Annotated in this window: 13 protein-coding genes; 3 read left to right on the top strand and 10 right to left on the bottom strand. The window is 71.0% G+C overall.

Annotated features, from left to right (window positions below; genetic code table 11):
- Positions 1 to 86: 86 nt before the first annotated feature.
- From OIU81_RS15780 to OIU81_RS15745, 8 genes are all read right to left on the bottom strand, one after another.
- A complete protein-coding gene (locus OIU81_RS15780) occupies positions 87 to 1343 on the bottom strand; it encodes an ATP-grasp domain-containing protein (RefSeq protein WP_329148214.1) in 1257 nt (418 codons plus the stop codon).
- A 63-nt stretch (positions 1344 to 1406) separates the two neighbouring features.
- Positions 1407 to 2363 (bottom strand): TauD/TfdA family dioxygenase, encoded by a 957-nt coding sequence (locus tag OIU81_RS15775; protein ID WP_329148212.1) that lies wholly within the window; start codon positions 2361 to 2363, stop codon positions 1407 to 1409.
- A gap of 234 nt (positions 2364 to 2597) precedes the next feature.
- On the bottom strand, positions 2598 to 4436 hold the full coding sequence (locus OIU81_RS15770; RefSeq protein ID WP_329148210.1) for a carbamoyltransferase family protein: 1839 nt from the start codon (positions 4434 to 4436) through the stop codon (positions 2598 to 2600).
- Between the two features lie 99 nt (positions 4437 to 4535).
- Positions 4536 to 6758, bottom strand: coding sequence for an iron-containing redox enzyme family protein (locus OIU81_RS15765; RefSeq protein WP_329148206.1), 2223 nt, complete (start codon positions 6756 to 6758; stop codon positions 4536 to 4538).
- Positions 6759 to 6949: 191 nt separating this feature from the next.
- On the bottom strand, positions 6950 to 7981 hold the full coding sequence (locus OIU81_RS15760) for an Inducer of phenazine A (RefSeq protein ID WP_329148204.1): 1032 nt from the start codon (positions 7979 to 7981) through the stop codon (positions 6950 to 6952).
- 160 nt (positions 7982 to 8141) lie between these two features.
- The gene (locus tag OIU81_RS15755; protein ID WP_329148202.1) at positions 8142 to 8888 is read right to left on the bottom strand and encodes an SDR family oxidoreductase; all 747 of its coding nucleotides are present in this window, start codon (positions 8886 to 8888) and stop codon (positions 8142 to 8144) included.
- A 304-nt stretch (positions 8889 to 9192) separates the two neighbouring features.
- Positions 9193 to 9831 carry a LysE family translocator gene (locus tag OIU81_RS15750; protein WP_329148200.1) on the bottom strand — a complete coding sequence of 213 codons (639 nt, stop codon included), beginning with the start codon at positions 9829 to 9831 and terminating at the stop codon, positions 9193 to 9195.
- Positions 9832 to 9890: 59 nt separating this feature from the next.
- Complete coding sequence (locus OIU81_RS15745; protein ID WP_329148198.1) at positions 9891 to 10403, bottom strand: hypothetical protein; 513 nt, start codon at positions 10401 to 10403, stop codon at positions 9891 to 9893.
- A gap of 199 nt (positions 10404 to 10602) precedes the next feature.
- On the opposite strand from OIU81_RS15745, the gene OIU81_RS15740 reads away from it, so the two are divergent.
- The gene (locus OIU81_RS15740) at positions 10603 to 11940 is read left to right on the top strand and encodes an aminotransferase-like domain-containing protein (RefSeq protein ID WP_329148196.1); all 1338 of its coding nucleotides are present in this window, start codon (positions 10603 to 10605) and stop codon (positions 11938 to 11940) included.
- Between the two features lie 358 nt (positions 11941 to 12298).
- Here the strand turns inward: OIU81_RS15740 and OIU81_RS15735 are convergent, their stop codons facing one another.
- On the bottom strand, positions 12299 to 12463 hold the full coding sequence (locus tag OIU81_RS15735) for a hypothetical protein (protein WP_329148194.1): 165 nt from the start codon (positions 12461 to 12463) through the stop codon (positions 12299 to 12301).
- 340 nt (positions 12464 to 12803) lie between these two features.
- Here OIU81_RS15735 and OIU81_RS15730 point away from each other — a divergent pair, with 340 nt between their 5' ends.
- Entirely contained in the window at positions 12804 to 13697 is an 894-nt protein-coding gene (locus OIU81_RS15730; protein ID WP_329148193.1) for a LuxR C-terminal-related transcriptional regulator, read from the top strand.
- On the opposite strand, the gene OIU81_RS15725 is transcribed toward OIU81_RS15730, so the two are convergent.
- Complete coding sequence (locus tag OIU81_RS15725) at positions 13669 to 14202, bottom strand: response regulator transcription factor (RefSeq protein WP_329148191.1); 534 nt, start codon at positions 14200 to 14202, stop codon at positions 13669 to 13671. The genes OIU81_RS15730 and OIU81_RS15725 overlap by 29 nt on opposite strands.
- 418 nt (positions 14203 to 14620) lie before the next feature.
- Between OIU81_RS15725 and OIU81_RS15720 the strand changes: the two genes are divergently transcribed.
- Positions 14621 to 15505 carry a glycerophosphodiester phosphodiesterase gene (locus OIU81_RS15720; RefSeq protein WP_329148189.1) on the top strand — a complete coding sequence of 295 codons (885 nt, stop codon included), beginning with the start codon at positions 14621 to 14623 and terminating at the stop codon, positions 15503 to 15505.
- Positions 15506 to 15782 lie beyond the last annotated feature (277 nt).

The following is a 15782-nucleotide window of genomic DNA, read 5'->3' as shown; positions in this document are numbered from 1 at the left end:
TCGTTCGGCGAGCACCCGGGCGCGAAGCCCGAGTGCTCGCAGCAATTCATCGCGGCGTCGGACCTCCGCCGGGAGGCCGTGCGAGATCAGCTCGTCTCGAAGCGGATCCGGGCGTTGGCCGTCTCGCACTTGGCGACCGCGTCCTCGGCGTCGCGCCCGGAGGCGATGACGTACCCGGAGACGCAGTCCGCGACGGTGAGCAGCGGCGGCACGGTGTCGCCCTCGCTCTTGGCGATGACGGCCGCCACGTCGACGTCCATGAACTCGTCCAGGTAGGGGAGGAAGACCTGGGCCACCTCGCCCCGGGGGACGTGGCGGATGACGTCGGCAGCGTCCTCGGGGACGTCGAGGGCGGTGATCCGGCCCGGCTCGGGGGTGAAGAAGCGGACCGCGGCGCCACCCAGCGGCTCCGGCGAGGTCTGCGGCAGTTCGTCGATGCCGAGCGGGACGGTGAGGAACATGCGGTTCAGGTTCAGTCCGAAGGCTCGCCGTACGAGCTCGGGGGCGCCGCTGCCCGCGAGCCGGGCGTGCGACTCCAGGACCCGCGGCCCGTGCTTCGTCAGGACGAACTCGCTGTGCGAGGGGCCCTCGGTGAGTCCCACGGCGTCGAGGAACTTGGGGGTCAGCTCGCGCAGCGCCTCGAGCTGGGGGACGGCGACCCGGCTGGGGGTGCTGACCTCCCACTCCACGTACTTCTCGTTCATCCGGTACTCGGAGTAGCCGATCGTCAGGTGCCGGCCCTCGTGCGAGAAGGAGTCGACGCTGACGACGGGGCCGTCGAGGTACTCCTCGGCGATGACGCCCGAGATCTCCGCCGCCTGCAGCGCGCTCCACGCGGCCTCGGCGTCGTCCGCGTTCTCGACGGGGTGGATGTGCAGGCTCGCCACGCCGTCGACGGGCTTGACGATGACGGTCCCGCCGACCTCGGCCTGGAACGCGGCGATCTCCGCGGCGCTGTGCACCATGCGGTAGAGGACCGGGCTCAGGTGGTGCTTGGCGAGGAGTTCGCGGGTGAGCGCCTTGTCCTTGAGGGCGCGGGCCGTGGCCTCGCTCACGCCGGGCAGGCCGAGGGCGTCCACGACGAAGCCGGTGGACTCGGCCGCGGGCTCGGTGGTGGTCAGGACCCGGTCGAAGGGGCGCTCGTCGTGCAGCGGCTTGAGGGTGTCGAGGAGGGCCTGGCCGTCGGCGATGGGTGCGTGCACGATGCGTTCGCAGTGCACGGCTATCGCCGGGTCGTAGGCGCCTTCCTCGTGCACGAGGACCACGTCGATGCCGAGTTCCTTGGCGCCGGCGATGGGTGCCGGCCTGCCGCCGATGACCGCTACGCGGAACTTGCCTGCCATGGTGCGTCCTTTTCGGTGAGGGGGTGTGTCAGGGGTGGGAACGGGGTGCGCCGGGGCCTGCCGTCAGGCGGCGTAGCAGCGGCGCAGCCAACGCGCCGTGGCGTTGGGGGCCGGGAGGAACGCCTTGCGGCGGTGGAGCACCCGGTAGTTGTCGAAGATCATGAACTCACCCGGCTGCAGGACGAGTTCGGTGGACGGAGCGGTGCCCAGCGCGCCGGACCAGCGCTCCAGTGCCGCGGCCGCGGCGTCGGTGCAGCCGACCGTGGTGCCGCGGTCGTAGCGGGCGCGGTGGTGGCGGCCGTCCGGACCGGGTTCCAGCACGGAGGTCTTCGTCAGGGGCGCCGTCGACTGCTGGTCGTTGGAGGCGGGCGCCCCGACCTGGAACTCCTGGGCCAGCAGCGCGAGCCGGGTGTCCTCGTCGAGCCGTACGACGACATCGTCGAGCGCGACCAGTTCGGTCGGCACACGCTCCTCGTTGCGGACGGTGTAGAAGCTCAGGTACGGCGGTGCGTACAGCCGGGGGTCCGAGCCGGGCGGGCTGAAGGGCTGGTGGGGGTTGTCGGAGTGCCAGAAGAACTCCGAGTCCGCGCCCCAGGAACTGGTCGTGCCGGAGGCCTCCGGATTGGGCACGACGTTGCGGATGAGACGCCCGTCGTTCTCGTAGGTCACGGCGAACGGTGTGCACCCGAGCAGCCGCAGCAGCCCGAGGTGGAGCGCGTTCGTGACGGCGAGCCGGGACTCGTCCCCGAATCCGGAGACCGGGGTCTCGGGGAAGTCCTGGGTGGGCAGGTTGGTGAGGGTCAGCGCATGACTGCCCCCGGCGGTGAACACCTGGATTCCGTGCAGGGTCTCGCCCGGCAGGTAGCGGCGCAGGGCGTAGGCACCGATCCTGGCGAGGATCGCGTCGTCAAGATCCGAGTCCAGGCGGGTTTCGGAGACCCGTTCCGAAATCTCCTTGCCCAACAGTTCCCGGGCGCTGTCCTCGACGTGGAACCGGGTGAGCTGGAGCAAGCTGGTCATGAATTTCTCCGATCAATAAGTTGCACGCCGTTGTGCGCGACTCAGCGATCTGCCGAAGGAATCCAGTAGGTCGCTGCACTCCGGTTCCATCGGCGGGCCATCGGGTCCCGTACGAGCCGGCCCAGCAGGCCTGCCGGAGTGATGAAGAGGATGTAGACGAGCAGGAGCACGAAGGTGCGCATGGCGTTCCGATCTGTGGGGCGGGCCGGGGGCCGGCGCCGGTTGCGGGCTGCGTCAGTCCAGCGGGATCTCGTCACGCCAGTCGGACTCCTCCGACCAGGCGGGCTGGGCGCTCTTCTCCAGGAGGAAGTTGCCGAGCGCGAGCAGGTCGATGTTGGTGCGCATGAAGCAGGTGTAGGCGTCGTGCGGGGTGTTGACGATCGGCTCGCCGCGCACGTTGAACGAGGTGTTGACCAGGACGGGGCAGCCGGTGCGGGCCTTGAAGGCGGTCAGCAGCCGGTGGTAGGCCGGGTTGCTGTGCTCGGTGACCGTCTGCACGCGGGCCGAACTGTCGACGTGGGTGACCGCGGGGATGGTGGAGCGCGGCACCTTCAGCAGGTCGAGGCCGGCGGCGCCGGTCTCCTGCTCCGCGAGGCGCTGGGCCGCCGCCACCTGGGAGACCACGAGCATGTACGGGCTCTTCTGCGGCAGGTCGAAGTAGTCCTTGGCGTCCTCCTCCAGGACGGCGGGCGCGAAGGGCCGGAAGGACTCCCGGAACTTGATCTTGAGGTTCATCGCCGACTGCATGGCGGGGTTCCGCGGGTCGCCCACGATGGAGCGCGCGCCCAGGGCCCGGGGGCCGAACTCCATGCGCCCCTGGAAGAAACCGGCGATCTTGCCCTCGGCCAGCTGTTCGGCGACCGCCTTGGCCAGCGTGTCGCTGTCCAGGTGCTGGTAGGGGATGTCGTGGGCGTCGAGGTACGCGGCGATCTCCGCGTCGTCGAAGCCGGGGCCGAGCAGGGAGCCGCTCATGGCGTCCTGTCCGCTCCCGGTGTGCTCGCGCCGGGCCCCGCGCTCCATCGCCACGGCCTGGGCGGCGCCGAGCGCCCCGCCGGCGTCGCCGGCGGCGGGCTGGATCCACACCTCGTCGAAGATGCCCGCGTCGATCACCTTGCCGTTGGCGACGCAGTTGAGCGCGACCCCGCCGGCCAGGCAGAGCCGGGACTCACCGGTGCGCTCCCGCGCGGAGCGGGCCAGCCGGAGCACGGCTTCCTCGGTGACCTCCTGCACGGAGGCGGCGAGGTCGAATTCCCGCTCGGTGAGCGCGGCTTCGGGGGTGCGCCGGGGGCCGCCGAAGAGCTTTTCGAAGCCCTTGCCGGTCATCACCTGGCCGCGCATGTACTCGAAGTAGCGCATGTCCAGGCGGAAGGAGCCGTCCGGCTTGATGTCGATGAGGCGCTCGCGGATGAGGTCGGCGTAGCGCGGCGTGCCGTACGGGGCCAGGCCCATCAGCTTGTACTCGCCGGAGTCGACCTTGAAGCCGCAGAAGTAGGTGAACGCGGAGTAGAGCAGCCCGAGGGAGTGCGGGAAGCGCAGCTCCGACACCGGCTCCAGCTCGGTGCCCCGGCCGTGCCACAGCGTGGTCGTGGCCCACTCGCCCACGCCGTCGATGCACAGCACGGCCGCGGACTCGTACGGGCTCGGGAAGAACGCCGAGGCGGCGTGCGACTCGTGGTGGCGGCGCACGGACAGCTCCGGGACCCGCCCCCGGCCGAGTGCGGCGAATTCCTCGCGGACGGTGTCCGCGGTGTGCAGCTTGCCGCCGCGTGAGAGCCATGCGGGGAGGGTGTCGCGGAAGGAGGCGAAGCCCATGGGCGCCGCTCCCTTGAAGGTGGAGAGCACCCGCTTGAACTTCAGCCGCGGGTCCTCGTAGTAGGCGATCGCGGAGACGTCGTCGAGGCTCACCCCGTACTCGTCCAGGCAGTACTCCACCGCCTGGGCCGGGAAGGCGGGGTCGTGCCGACGCCTGCTGAAACGTTCCTCCTGAGCGGCCGCAACGGGCACGCCGTCGGCGACGAGTGCCGCCGCGCTGTCGTGGTAGTAGGCCGCGATGCCGAGAACCAGGTCAGTCACTGGTGTTGTCCCTCGCCGTGGTCGGGGTCACGCCGATGCGTGACCGGGTACGCGTACCGCTGTGTGCGGTCGCTCCTGGGATGGGCCGGCCGGGGTGGTTCACCGGCGCCTGCGCGCGGACCTGCCGCGGCGGGCCGCCCTGCGGGCCCCCATGCCGCTCGGTGGGTTCAGGGACCGGTAACCGGCCCTGACCCGCTCCCAGACCTCCGTGCGCGCGCCGGGTCCCGGGGTGTCGGGCAGGGCGGCCATCAGGGTGTCGATCGCGTCGGCCGCCCATGCGGAGTGCCCGGTGGCGACGTTGTCGATGGTGTTGTGGATGTCCACGAAGCGTGTGTTGAAGCCGTACGTCTTCAGGGCCATGCGGGCCCTGCGGTACGTCCCGCCCACCCCCGACAGCTCCATGGCCAGGTTGAGGCCCAGCACTTCGGGCAGGAAGGTGCGCGGGAAGCGGCCCACGCACAGCCAGTACACCGGCAGTTCGAACGAGGCGTCGTGGAAGCCGGGCCACCGTGCGAACTCCGGGGAGGCGGTGGGCGGCAGTTCGACGTCCATCTCCTTGAGGACCTCGCGGTAGATCAAGGGGTGGTTCAGCTTCGGCTCGCCGTTGCCGAGCTCGTCCCAGTAGGTCTCGAAGAGCGAGTGGCCGATCTCCGACGCGGCCTGCTCGTAGTCGGTGAAACCCTGGAGCCAGCTGCCGTCGATGAGGGTGAGCGGCGCCGTCTGCACGGTGTCCTCGACCACGGCCTCCCGGGTCGGCAGCGGGATCTCCGCGTTCTCCTCGAACTCCGCGCCGTGCCGGTCGTGCTGGGTCTGCAGCCAGGGCCGCAGCCCCTCGCGCCCCCAGGCGTCCGGCAGGAGCATCGTTCCGGTGTCCATCCCGTGCCGGGAGCGCGCCAGCCAGCCCGCCGTGTAGTCCAGGGCCCAGGCGCGCAGCGCGGGGGTGTCGGTGCGCCCCATCAGCAGGTGGTAGGCGTCCCGCAGATCGGCCGGGGCCCGTCCGGCGGACGGTGCGCCCGCCCGCAGCGCGGCGGCCACCGCGGTCAGCGCTCCGCCGGCCGCCGGGGCGGCGGCGGGGGACCGGGTCTGCGGTGCGGCTGCGCTCTCCGGCTCCGCCACCGCAGGCAGCGAGTCGATCCAGCGGCGGATGACCGTCAGGTCCTCCGGCGAGAACACCCGGAACATCGGCCCGCGCTCGCCGACCAGGCCGCGCACCAGGGAACTGGCGCCGGAGCGGCCGGGCTTGACGAGCCGGCTGCGGGCCAGGACACCGAGCAGCGGACCCGCGTCGGTGCGGCAGTCGGCCAGCCAGGCGCTCAGCGGCCGCCCCTCCAGCTCGAATCCGTGGTGATACACGGCCCCTTCGCGGGAGCGCAGCCGCATCAGCTCGGCCATGTCGTACGCCGGGTCCTTGGACGCCGTCAGCTCCGCGTGGAGCAGCTCCGCCCAGTCCCGCAGCTCGGCCAGGGCCCAGTCGAAGCCCAGCCGGACCGCGTCGGCGGCGGCCGGCCCGCCGTCGGCGATCAGTTCGTCCACCGCCGCACGGCACATCAGGGGCGGCGGCTCGCCCTCCTGGCCCCGGCCGTCGGAGAGGTCGAGGGCGGCCCAGTCCGCCTCCGTGGGCAGCGCCCGGGCGACCAGGGCGAGCGGCGGCAGCAGCCCGACGGTGCGCAGGCACAGGTCGGCGCCGAGGATCTCGCCGCGGAAGTCCTCCGGGCGGCGGCTCATCGCCAGCAGCAGCGCGGGGAAGCGGAACGTGCGGTCCCCGATGCGCTGGTCGCCGGTGAGCCGGGCCCTGGGTACCGCGTTCTCCGAGAGCCGCAGATGGCGCAGGAGCCCCAGGTACGCATGGCCCCGGGAGGCACCCGGATGTCCGGCGCCCACATCGGAGGCGTACAGCGCCAGGGTCCGCAGGACGGCCGGCTCGTCCGCGTTGCCGGGGGCGCTGAGCCATTGCAGCCACGCCCCCGAGACCAGGGCGAGCGGGGCGCAGCCGAGCACCGCCCGGCGGACGAGGGCCTGCCGGGCGCCGTCCGCGCCGTCACCGGTGACGGGTGTGTGCTCCGCGTTCCCGGCCACGTCGAGCGCCCGGAAGCGGGCACTCTCGGTGCGCGCCCAGTCGGCGGCCCGGCGGACGGCCGCGTCGAGGTCCGTCTCCGCACCGGCGGCGGGCCGGCGCAGCTCGGCGCGGACCTCGTCGGTGAACCGGCCCCCGGGGATGGCCGCCTCCGGGTCGGCGGCGTACGCGTACACCGTCCGTGCGGTGTCGTCGTCCTGCGCCGGCTGGCGCCGCGTGGCCGTGCCGGCTGCCTGATGGCCTTGCATCCTTCTCCTTTCCTCTGCTTCGTGGACCATCCGGCGCGCGGTGCTGCCGCCGGCCGTACCGGTCAGAACATGGGGTAGATGGAGGCGTCGTTCTTGCGCTTGGCGCGCTTGTTGCGCCGGAACAGCGCGTTGGCGATCTTTCGCACGAAGGACATTTCAGTAACTCCTCTGCGGGTAAAGCACAATGGGGGTCAGGACAGTCCGATGGTGTCTGCCATGATTTTGGCGACGACGTCGTATCCGTGGTCCGTGTAGTGCGCCCGGTCGACGAATATCCAGTCGTTCTGGCTGACCGCGTCGGCGACGACGGGATTCAGGTCGTGGTATCCCACGCCGAGCTTTTCGCAGCCGGTCCGGAGGGTTTCGGAGAATTCCCGGGCGACCTCCGGCGTCGAGATGTCGCCGTAGAGCGCTTCCCAGGTACCGAGCTTGGAGATCCGGTCGATCTCGTCGAAGAGCAGCTTTTCCTGGGGGGCCGGGGTGTCGCGCATCCACTGGGCCATGGGCTGCAGGACGTACGTCACGCGGGTGTGGGGGCCCGCGAGCCTGCGCCAGCTGTCCAGGTGGCGCAGGGTGAGGTCGGCCGCCGACGCGATGACCTGCGGGATGTCACGGCGGACGTCGTCGTGGGTGGAGATGGTGCGCCGCCGCTCGGCGCGCCGGCCGAAGGGCTTGGCGGCCTTGCGGTTGCTCTCGCGCAGCTCCTCCATCTTCTCGAAGTACTCGCCGCAGAACCAGAATGCGCCGTGGTCGCCCTGCTGCCATTCGGGCAGCCTGCCGACGGTCAGATCGTTGAGCCCCGAGAAAATGACGATCTCTTCGATCTCGGGCAGCAGATGCCGGTACAGCGTGAAGAGCAGGAGTTCCTGCGTGGAGTTGTAGCAGCGGCCACCGAAATTGAGCCACGGGGCGGAGGGGGCGTGCTTGCTCCACAATTGGGAGGCCAGCGTGGTGGCGTCACTGGTGGCGCCGATACCGAGCACGGTGGAACTGCCGGCGATCAGCCGGACCGGACCCGCCGGAACATTCTCCGCCGCCGAGGCCGTGGCGCCGCCGGGGCCGTGCGAGATACGGAATCCGGCCCGGTCCGTGTTGATGGTCGCGGACCGGTATTCCGCCTGGTGGAAATACATGAGGTACGGCAGATAGCGCGCCTCGCCGCGGTCGTCGAACCGCGCGTACTCCTGGTGCTGCGGAGTCAGTTCGTCGCGGTGCAGTTTCACGGGAAAGCTCCTCGGATCGTGTGCGGACATTCCTCCGGACCGGCGCACGGCGGCGCGCACGGACCTGGGTGGTCCGTGGCGTGTACGCGGTGAAAGAAGGAACGGAGAAACGGAGGTGGAGAAGAATTCAGGACGCCGGAGAAAAGGGCCGGCGGCACGCTCAGGTGCCGAGGAGCGGGCCGCGGTGCAGCTTGTGCTGGGCGGCCTGCGCCAGCGGCCGCACCACCATCCGGTCGACGTTGACGTGCTGCGGGAGCCCCACGACGAGCGACACGCACTGCGCCACGTCGTCCGCGCTCAGCGGCGCGTCGACGTTCTCGTAGAGCGCGGCCGCCCCGGCGGCGTCGCCGCGCAGCCGGTTGAGGGCGAACTCCTCGGTGTGGACCATCCCGGGCGCCACCTCGATGACCCGGACCGGCGCTCCGCACAGTTCGAGCCGCAGTGTCTCGCTGAGGGCGTGCTCGGCGTGCTTGGCGGCGCTGTAGCCGCCCCCGCCCTCGTAGTTGGTGAACGCGGCCGTGGAGGTGATGGTCACGACCGTGCCGCCGCCCGCCCGCAGCAGGGGCAGCAGGGCCTGCGTCATCCGCAGGGTGCCCAGCACGTTGACGGAGAACATGTGCGCCCAGTCGTCCGGCGCGGCGAGTGCCACCTGCTCCGCGCCGAGGGCGCCGCCCGCGTTGTTGACCAGGACGTCACAGGAGTCCAGACCGGCGGCGAACTGCCGCACGGCGTCGTCGTCCGTGATGTCCAGGGGGTGCGCCTGCGCGCCGGTCTCCGCCGCGAGCGCGGCCAGCCGGTCCGCGCGCCGGGCGACGGCCACGACGTCGAAACCGTCCTTGGTCAACCGGCGGACCGTTGCCGCACCGATTCCGCTGCTCGCACCGGTCACCACTACCTTGCCGGGCACCCGACACCTCCGCCTTTTCCCTTTAGGTCAATTCCGAAACCTCTATTCGATGTGCGACGCATTACCGAGTGGATGGCGGGTACCCGAAGGTTTCCGGCCATGTATTCGTTCCGCTGCACATGTGAATCCTTCACGAATGCAGCCGTCAGCAGAAGTAATTCCCGGCGGCTGGATCGCGCATTGCGGGAACCCGACCGTGGGGCATAACGCCATGAAACGGCCACAGCGGGGCAACGCAAGAGGCCGGACCGCTCCGGTGGTGCGGAGCGGTCCGGCCTCGGACGTACGGTGCTGCCCGGCTGCCTCAGGCGGGACCGGAGGTGTCGAGGGCGAGGGTGACGGCCAGCGCCCCGAGCACGGTGCCCATCATGTAGCGCTGCGCCTTCAGCCAGGACGGGCGGCGGGTGAGGAAGACCGCGATGGCCCCCGCGCCGAGCACGATGATGAAGTTCACGCCGATGCTCACCACGATCTGGATGGTCCCCAGCGCGAGCCCCTGGAAGAGCACATGCCCCGACTTCGGGTTCACGAACTGCGGGATGAGCGAGAGGTACATGACGGCGATCTTGGGGTTGAGCAGGTTCGTCATCAGCCCCATCATGAACAGCCGGCGGGGCGAGTCGTGCGGCACGTCCTCGGGGGTGAAGACGCTGACCCCGCCGGGCTTGAGGGCCTTCCACGCCAGCCACAGCAGGTACGCGGCGCCGGCCAGCTTGATGGCCGCGTAGAGCTCGGGGACGGCGATGAAGATCACCGAGAGTCCGAGGTTGGCGGCGATCAGGTAGATCATGAAGCCCACCGCGACGCCGCCGAGGGAGACGATCCCGGCCCGGCGCCCCTGGGTGATGCTCCGGGACACCAGATAGATCATGTTCGGTCCGGGGGTCAGCACCATGCCGAGCGCGACCACCACCACGCCCAGGATTCCGCTCAGTTGAAGCATGTCTTCTTCCCTCTCCGGTGTATCCGCTGTAGTGCCTGGTCCGCCGTTGCCGCTCTGCTTCAGGGCGCCTTCAGGCGCGCCACTTCGGAGAGGTCGTGGACGAGATCGTGAATGAAGTGCTCGGTGCACAGCTCGACGCTGAGCCCCGGGGCGCCCGAACGCGGGTCCCTGCCGCCCCAGTCGGCGCTGGTGAAGGTCTCGAACCGGCAGGCCAGCGACTCCGCGGCCCAGCCGAGTTCCGGTGCCACCTGCCGGGGGTCCTCCTCGCTGTAGCGCGTGAGCAGGTCCGGCTCGCTGCGCTTGCGGCCCGGTTCGCGGGACCGGCGCACCGGCGGCAGGCGGAGCATCGCGATCAGCCGCCGGTGGAAGAGCACGCACATGTCCCGTGCGTGACAGCCGTATTCGAGCGGCGACCAGCCGAGCGGGCCGGTCTTCTGCCGGCTCAGGTGCGGGTCGTCCAGGATCGTGCGCCACTGCCCGGCGCACGCCCGCAGGACGGCCGGTACCTCGCGACGGTGGAAGGCCTCGCTGGTGAACCCGCACCGTTCGCACCGAACCGACGTCAGCGACATGCGGCCTCTAGTTCCTGACGGGGTCACGTGGTCCCTTCCTTGGCGGGTGCGGCCGTGCGGGTCGGAGCACAATCGAGCATATTGATCTGACTATCTCGGCGCAAGATTTATATTGCACCGAGGGCAATGTTCTGCTACCTCTGAGACCATGAGGCGGGAAGCAGGGGCGGTCGGGAACGGCGCGGGTGAGGAGAGAGTCGTGAAGGACTATGTGCAGGCGGCGGACGCGGTGGCCGCGGACATCGCGGCGGGCCGGCTGCGGGCGGGCGACCGCCTGCCACCGCAGCGCGACTTCGCCCGGCAGCACGGCATCGCCGCCTCCACGGCCGCCCGCGTCTATCAGGAACTGGCCCGTCGGGGGCACACGGTCGGCGAGGTGGGCCGCGGCACCTTCGTGCGCGCCACCGCCCACCCGGTCGCGCCCGCGCTGAGCGAGCCCGCGGACGGCCGGATCGATCTGGAGCTGAACTATCCGGTGGTGCCCGAGCAGGCCGGGCTGCTCGGGGCCGGACTGGCCGGGCTGGCGGCGCCGGACGTGCTCGAGACCGTGCTGCGGCCGGTCGGTGCAATCGGTACACCGGCCACCCGTGAACTTTCGGCCGATCTGCTCGCCCGCGGCGGCTGGCGCCCGGACCCGGCCCAGGTGCTGTTCGCCGGCAACGGCCGGCAGGCGATCTCGGCCGCGGTCTCCGCGCTGGTCCCGCCGGGGGCACGGCTGGGCATCGAGGAACTCACCTACCCCGGGCTCAAGGTCATCGCCGCCCGGCTCGGGATCACCCTGGTGCCGCTGGCCATGGACGAGGACGGGCTGGTGCCGGAGGCCGTCCGGGCCGCCCACCGCAGCGCACCGCTGCACGCCGTCTACGTCCAGCCGACTCTGCACAATCCGTTGTCCCTCACGATGAGCGAGCGGCGCCGGGGCGAACTTGCCGGCGTATTGCGGGAGTTGGACCTCTACGCGGTCGAGGACACCATCTGGGCGTTCCTCTACGACGACCGTCCGCCGCTCGCCGCCCTGGCGCCCGAGCACACGGTGGTGATCGACAGCCTGTCCAAGCGGCTGTCCCCCGGGCTGACCCTCGGCTTCGCCGTGGCCCCGCCCGCGGTCGCCGCCGGCCTCACCTCGGCCCTGCGCTCCGGCGGGTGGACGCCCATGCGCTTCGCGCTGGAGGCCGCGGCCCGCTGGCAGGCGGAGGGTGCGGTGCAGGCCCTGGTGGCGGGCAAGAAGCAGGAGGCGGCCCGCCGGCAGGAGGTGGCCGAGCGACATCTGGGCACCTTCCCGGTCCGCAGCGATCCGCGCTCGTACTACTGCTGGTGGGAGCTGCCGCGCCCCTGGCGGGCCGACATGTTCGTGGCCGCCGCGGCGCGGCACGGGATCGCGGTGACCCCCGCCGCGGCCTTCACGGTCGGCCAGTACCGCGCCCCCAACGCGATCCGTCTGGGGCTCGCCTCACCGCGGATCGAGGTGCTCTCGCAGGCGCTCGCCGTGCTCGCGGATCTCGCCCGCTCCGCCCCGGACGAGCTCGTCTCCGACTGAGCGGCGGCGAGGGGCCGTTGGGCGCGGTCCGGGCGGCGTGACCGGGCCGCGCGCGGGGCGGCCGCAGGTGGGTGGGGGCGTGGGTGCGGGCGTGGGTGCGGGCCGGCCACCGACTGCTCACGCCCCGCACCCGGCGGCCGCATTCACACCCGTACCGTCCTGCGCTGTCCGTTCGGGCAGGGCCGCCGTCTCCGCGCCGACCGCCGCACCCGACCGGTGTACTCTGCACCCATCCGTCACGAGGACGGCGTTCGGTCCGCGGACCGGCGTACGCACCGCACCGGTCCGGAAATCCGGGTCGTCCTCAGAATTGCAGCCGGCCCGAGGGGGCGGGCTGTTTCTTCGGCATGCCTGGAGTTTATCCCCAGGCGGAATCGCTGTACCGCTGCGCATCTCCGGCGGTGTCGGCGATTGCCTGAGTCTGCCGGGCGTCATCCGTCGAGACCGCAATGCCGACTAACGGCAGCAGAACCAGGGCGAGAGTGGAAATCAGGGCGGGTGCGGGCTTGGTGGCTATCGACATGAGGACATCCCCGTTCATTTATGTGTGTTTTGTCTGTTTAAGGAAAAACTTCCCGGGTCGGGCAGTGTCGCTGTCCATGATTCGGGCGGACGAGCGGCTGAACAGCCGGTGGATCCGAGATGGCTGGTCGCGTCATTGACCAGGACTTTCCTTGACGACTCATTGATCTTGCGCCAGGTTCCGCTCTGAGGCCAGCCCGACTGGCATCATGATCAGGAAGTGCGACAACAGGAAGGGGGGGCAGATGGGCTCACATGAGGACATGTGCGGAAAGGCGGGTCCAGTTCGCCTCTGCGAGCAAGGGCTGACGCAATACCGTGAAGCCCTTGAAGCCGGGGTCATGTCGGGGGATGTGGCCGATTGCCTGCTCGCCTGCGGACTGCTGCGTCCGCTGCCCGGATCGGTCGGCGTCTACATTCCTATTCCACCGGAAATCGCCGAGTCCGATCTGGCGCGGCCCGTCGAGCAGAAGATCCAGAATTCTCAGCAGGTCCTGACCGAGTTATACACCTCCTTTCTCGCCGCAAAGGGGGTCTACCGCAAAGTGCAACAGCAGGTGGCGATCCCCATCGACACGCTGATGGGCGAGGACGTGATCAGCGAGGCGCTCCAGATGGCCATCGACAAGTGCCAGGGGGAACTGCTCACGGCACAGCCGGGCGGCGGCCGGTCCACCCACCTGCTGGCCGAGGCACTGCCCCGCGACCTCGCGCTGCTCCGCCGGGGGGTCCAGCAGCGCACCCTCTACCAGCACACCGTGCGGTCCCACGCCCCGACGCTGGGCTACATCGAACGCATACTGGCCGAGGGCGGCCAGATCCAGACGCTGGACGAGATCTTCGAGCGCGTCATCATCTGCGACCGCTCGATCGCGTTCATCCCCGGCTCCCCGGACCGCAGGACCCACGCCGTGGCCATCCGGCACCCCGGCGTCGTGGGGTTCCTGTCCAAGGCGTTCGACCACATGTGGGAGCGGGCGACACCCATCACCGCCGTCATGGGCCAGTACCGCCCCGAACCCCTCACCGACGTCGTCCGGCGCAGCGTGCTGCGCATGGTGGTCAGCGGCTGCACGGACGAGGTCATCGCGGCCCGCCTCGGCATGAGTTCGCGCACCGTCTCCACCCACATCAGAAAGGTGTCGGAGATGCTCGGCAGCCGCAGCCGCGCCGAACTCGGCTATCTGGTCTCGGAGCAGGGCCTGCTCAAGGACGCACCCGCCGGCGCCACCTGAGGAGGACGGGCACCCGCGGGCCCCGCGGCGCGGCGGACGGCCCGCGGTCCCGCAATGCGGCGCGCCCGCCCCCTCCCCTCGACGCCCGTCCACAACTCGCCCGCGCCGTACGGGAATCTCCGGCGACATGGGTCTTGACCGTGCCCGCGGAGAGGAAGAGCTCGCGGGCGATATCGGCACGGGTCTTCCCCTCGGCGACCTGCCCGGCGATCTCGACCTCCCGCCCGGTCAGCAGCGGATCACGGCGGCGGGTGCGGGGCCCGGCCGCCGGCCCGGTGACATCCGTGGGGCCGGCCGGCAGGCGGGTCACTTTCAGGCCGTCCCTCCGCGGCATCCGGATGCCCATCAGCGCCACATCGGGTTCCCGGATGCGCCCGAGCTCCACGTCGTCCACGCCGTCGGCCGCCTCACCGGCCACTTCCATGTCGGGCCGGCTCTCCACGATGCGGCGCACTCCCCGGTCGGCCGTCTCCCGGTCGTCGGCGATCAATGGGCGAATCGCCACCGGCCGGAATGCCCCCGCACGGGGGGCGCGGCGGGCCTGGGATATCCCGGCCGGCGGCGGTGCGGGGCCGCGGCGCTCCGGCGGCGGTGCGCACGGACGGCGGCCTGTACCGGCGAGGGCCCGTACGGACGACGGCCCGTACGGATGAGGGCTCGTACGACGGCGGGCCGCCCGGATGGCGGGCCCGTACGAGACCTCGTCACCCGTCTGCCCGGCTCCCTCCCAACCCCACATTGACCTGGGGAAATGTTCCCCGAAGGGCGGACGGACCCCGGCGGCCGGGGGACGTGTTCGCGTGGCGGGTGCGGGGGGACACCGGCATGTTGAGGTGACAGCCGTGTCCTGGACCGGAGGAAGGGCGGGGTGTACCTGGCGCAGACGGGGCCGTCTGCGGATGAGTGGACCGGGAGGCTCCCGCATGCTTCGGAGATCGCTGCGGATACCCGCTGCCGGATTCGCCTTCCTGGTGACGGCCGCGGTCTCGTCGTCCGTGCTCTCCGCCGGACCGGGGGAGTACGCGGACGGCGCCGTGACCAGTGGCGCCCGGGCCGGTCCCGGCGCCGCGGCGGCCCGGGTCATCGCGCACCGCGGCGCCTCCCGTGACGCGCCGGAGAACACCCTCGCCGCCGTCGACGCCGCACACCGCCGCGGACTCATATGGGTGGAGAACGATGTGCAGCGCAGCAAGGACGGCCGGCTGGTGGTGCTGCACGACGCCACACTGGAGCGCACGACCGACGCCGCGAAGGTGTTCCCCGGGCGGGCGCCGTGGCGGGTGGGGGACTTCACCGCCGCCGAGATCGCGCGGCTGGACGCCGGGAGCTGGTTCGGCGGACGGTTCGCGGGGGAGCGGGTGCCGACGCTCGCCGCCTATCTGCGCCGTCTGGAGCGCAACGGGCAGCGGCTGCTGCTGGAGATCAAGGCCCCGGAGAAGTACCCCGGTATCGAGGCACAGGTCCTCCGCGAGCTACGGGTGGCGGGTTGGCTGGATCGTGCCCATGTCCGCAGCCGCCTGGTGGTCCAGAGCTTCTCCGTGCGGTGCGTCCGGACCGTGCACGAGCGGGCACCGCAGGTGCGTACCGGCATCCTGGGCGCGCCCGGGGTGGGCCTGCTGCCGCGCTACGCGCGGTTCGCCGACCAGATCAACCCCCCGGAATCCGCGCTCAGTTCACGCTGGCTGGCGGCCGTGCACCGGCTGCGCGGGCCGCACGGGCGCCCGTTGGAGGTCTACGCCTGGGACGTGGCGAAGAACACCACCGCGCGGTCCGTGCGCGCGCGGGGCGCCGACGGTGTTATTGAATAATGGGTAACGGACGGTGGTTCGAGGGGCATTGTCCAGATCACCCGCGGTGCCGGCCACGCCATGACGTCGCACCGCCCTCCGCGCTGCGTGAAGGAGCTGTGGAGGGCGGATGCTGCGTGTGTGGCAGCCGCAGCCGGGGATTTACGTGATTCCCGCCGCGAGGCTAAGGTGCCTGAGATGTTCGACGCCGCCACACTCCCCGTAAAAGAACTAAGACGCAGGATTTGGCTTTTGGGTTCCGATGTGCGGCCCGGTGCGGGCCAGCGTCCAGTTCCTC

Origin of the sequence: Streptomyces sp. NBC_01454, from assembly GCF_036227565.1 — a bacterium.
Lineage (GTDB): Bacteria > Actinomycetota > Actinomycetes > Streptomycetales > Streptomycetaceae > Streptomyces.
Note: the sequence above shows the minus strand (reverse complement) of the source record. Positions and strands in the feature narration are given on the sequence as shown.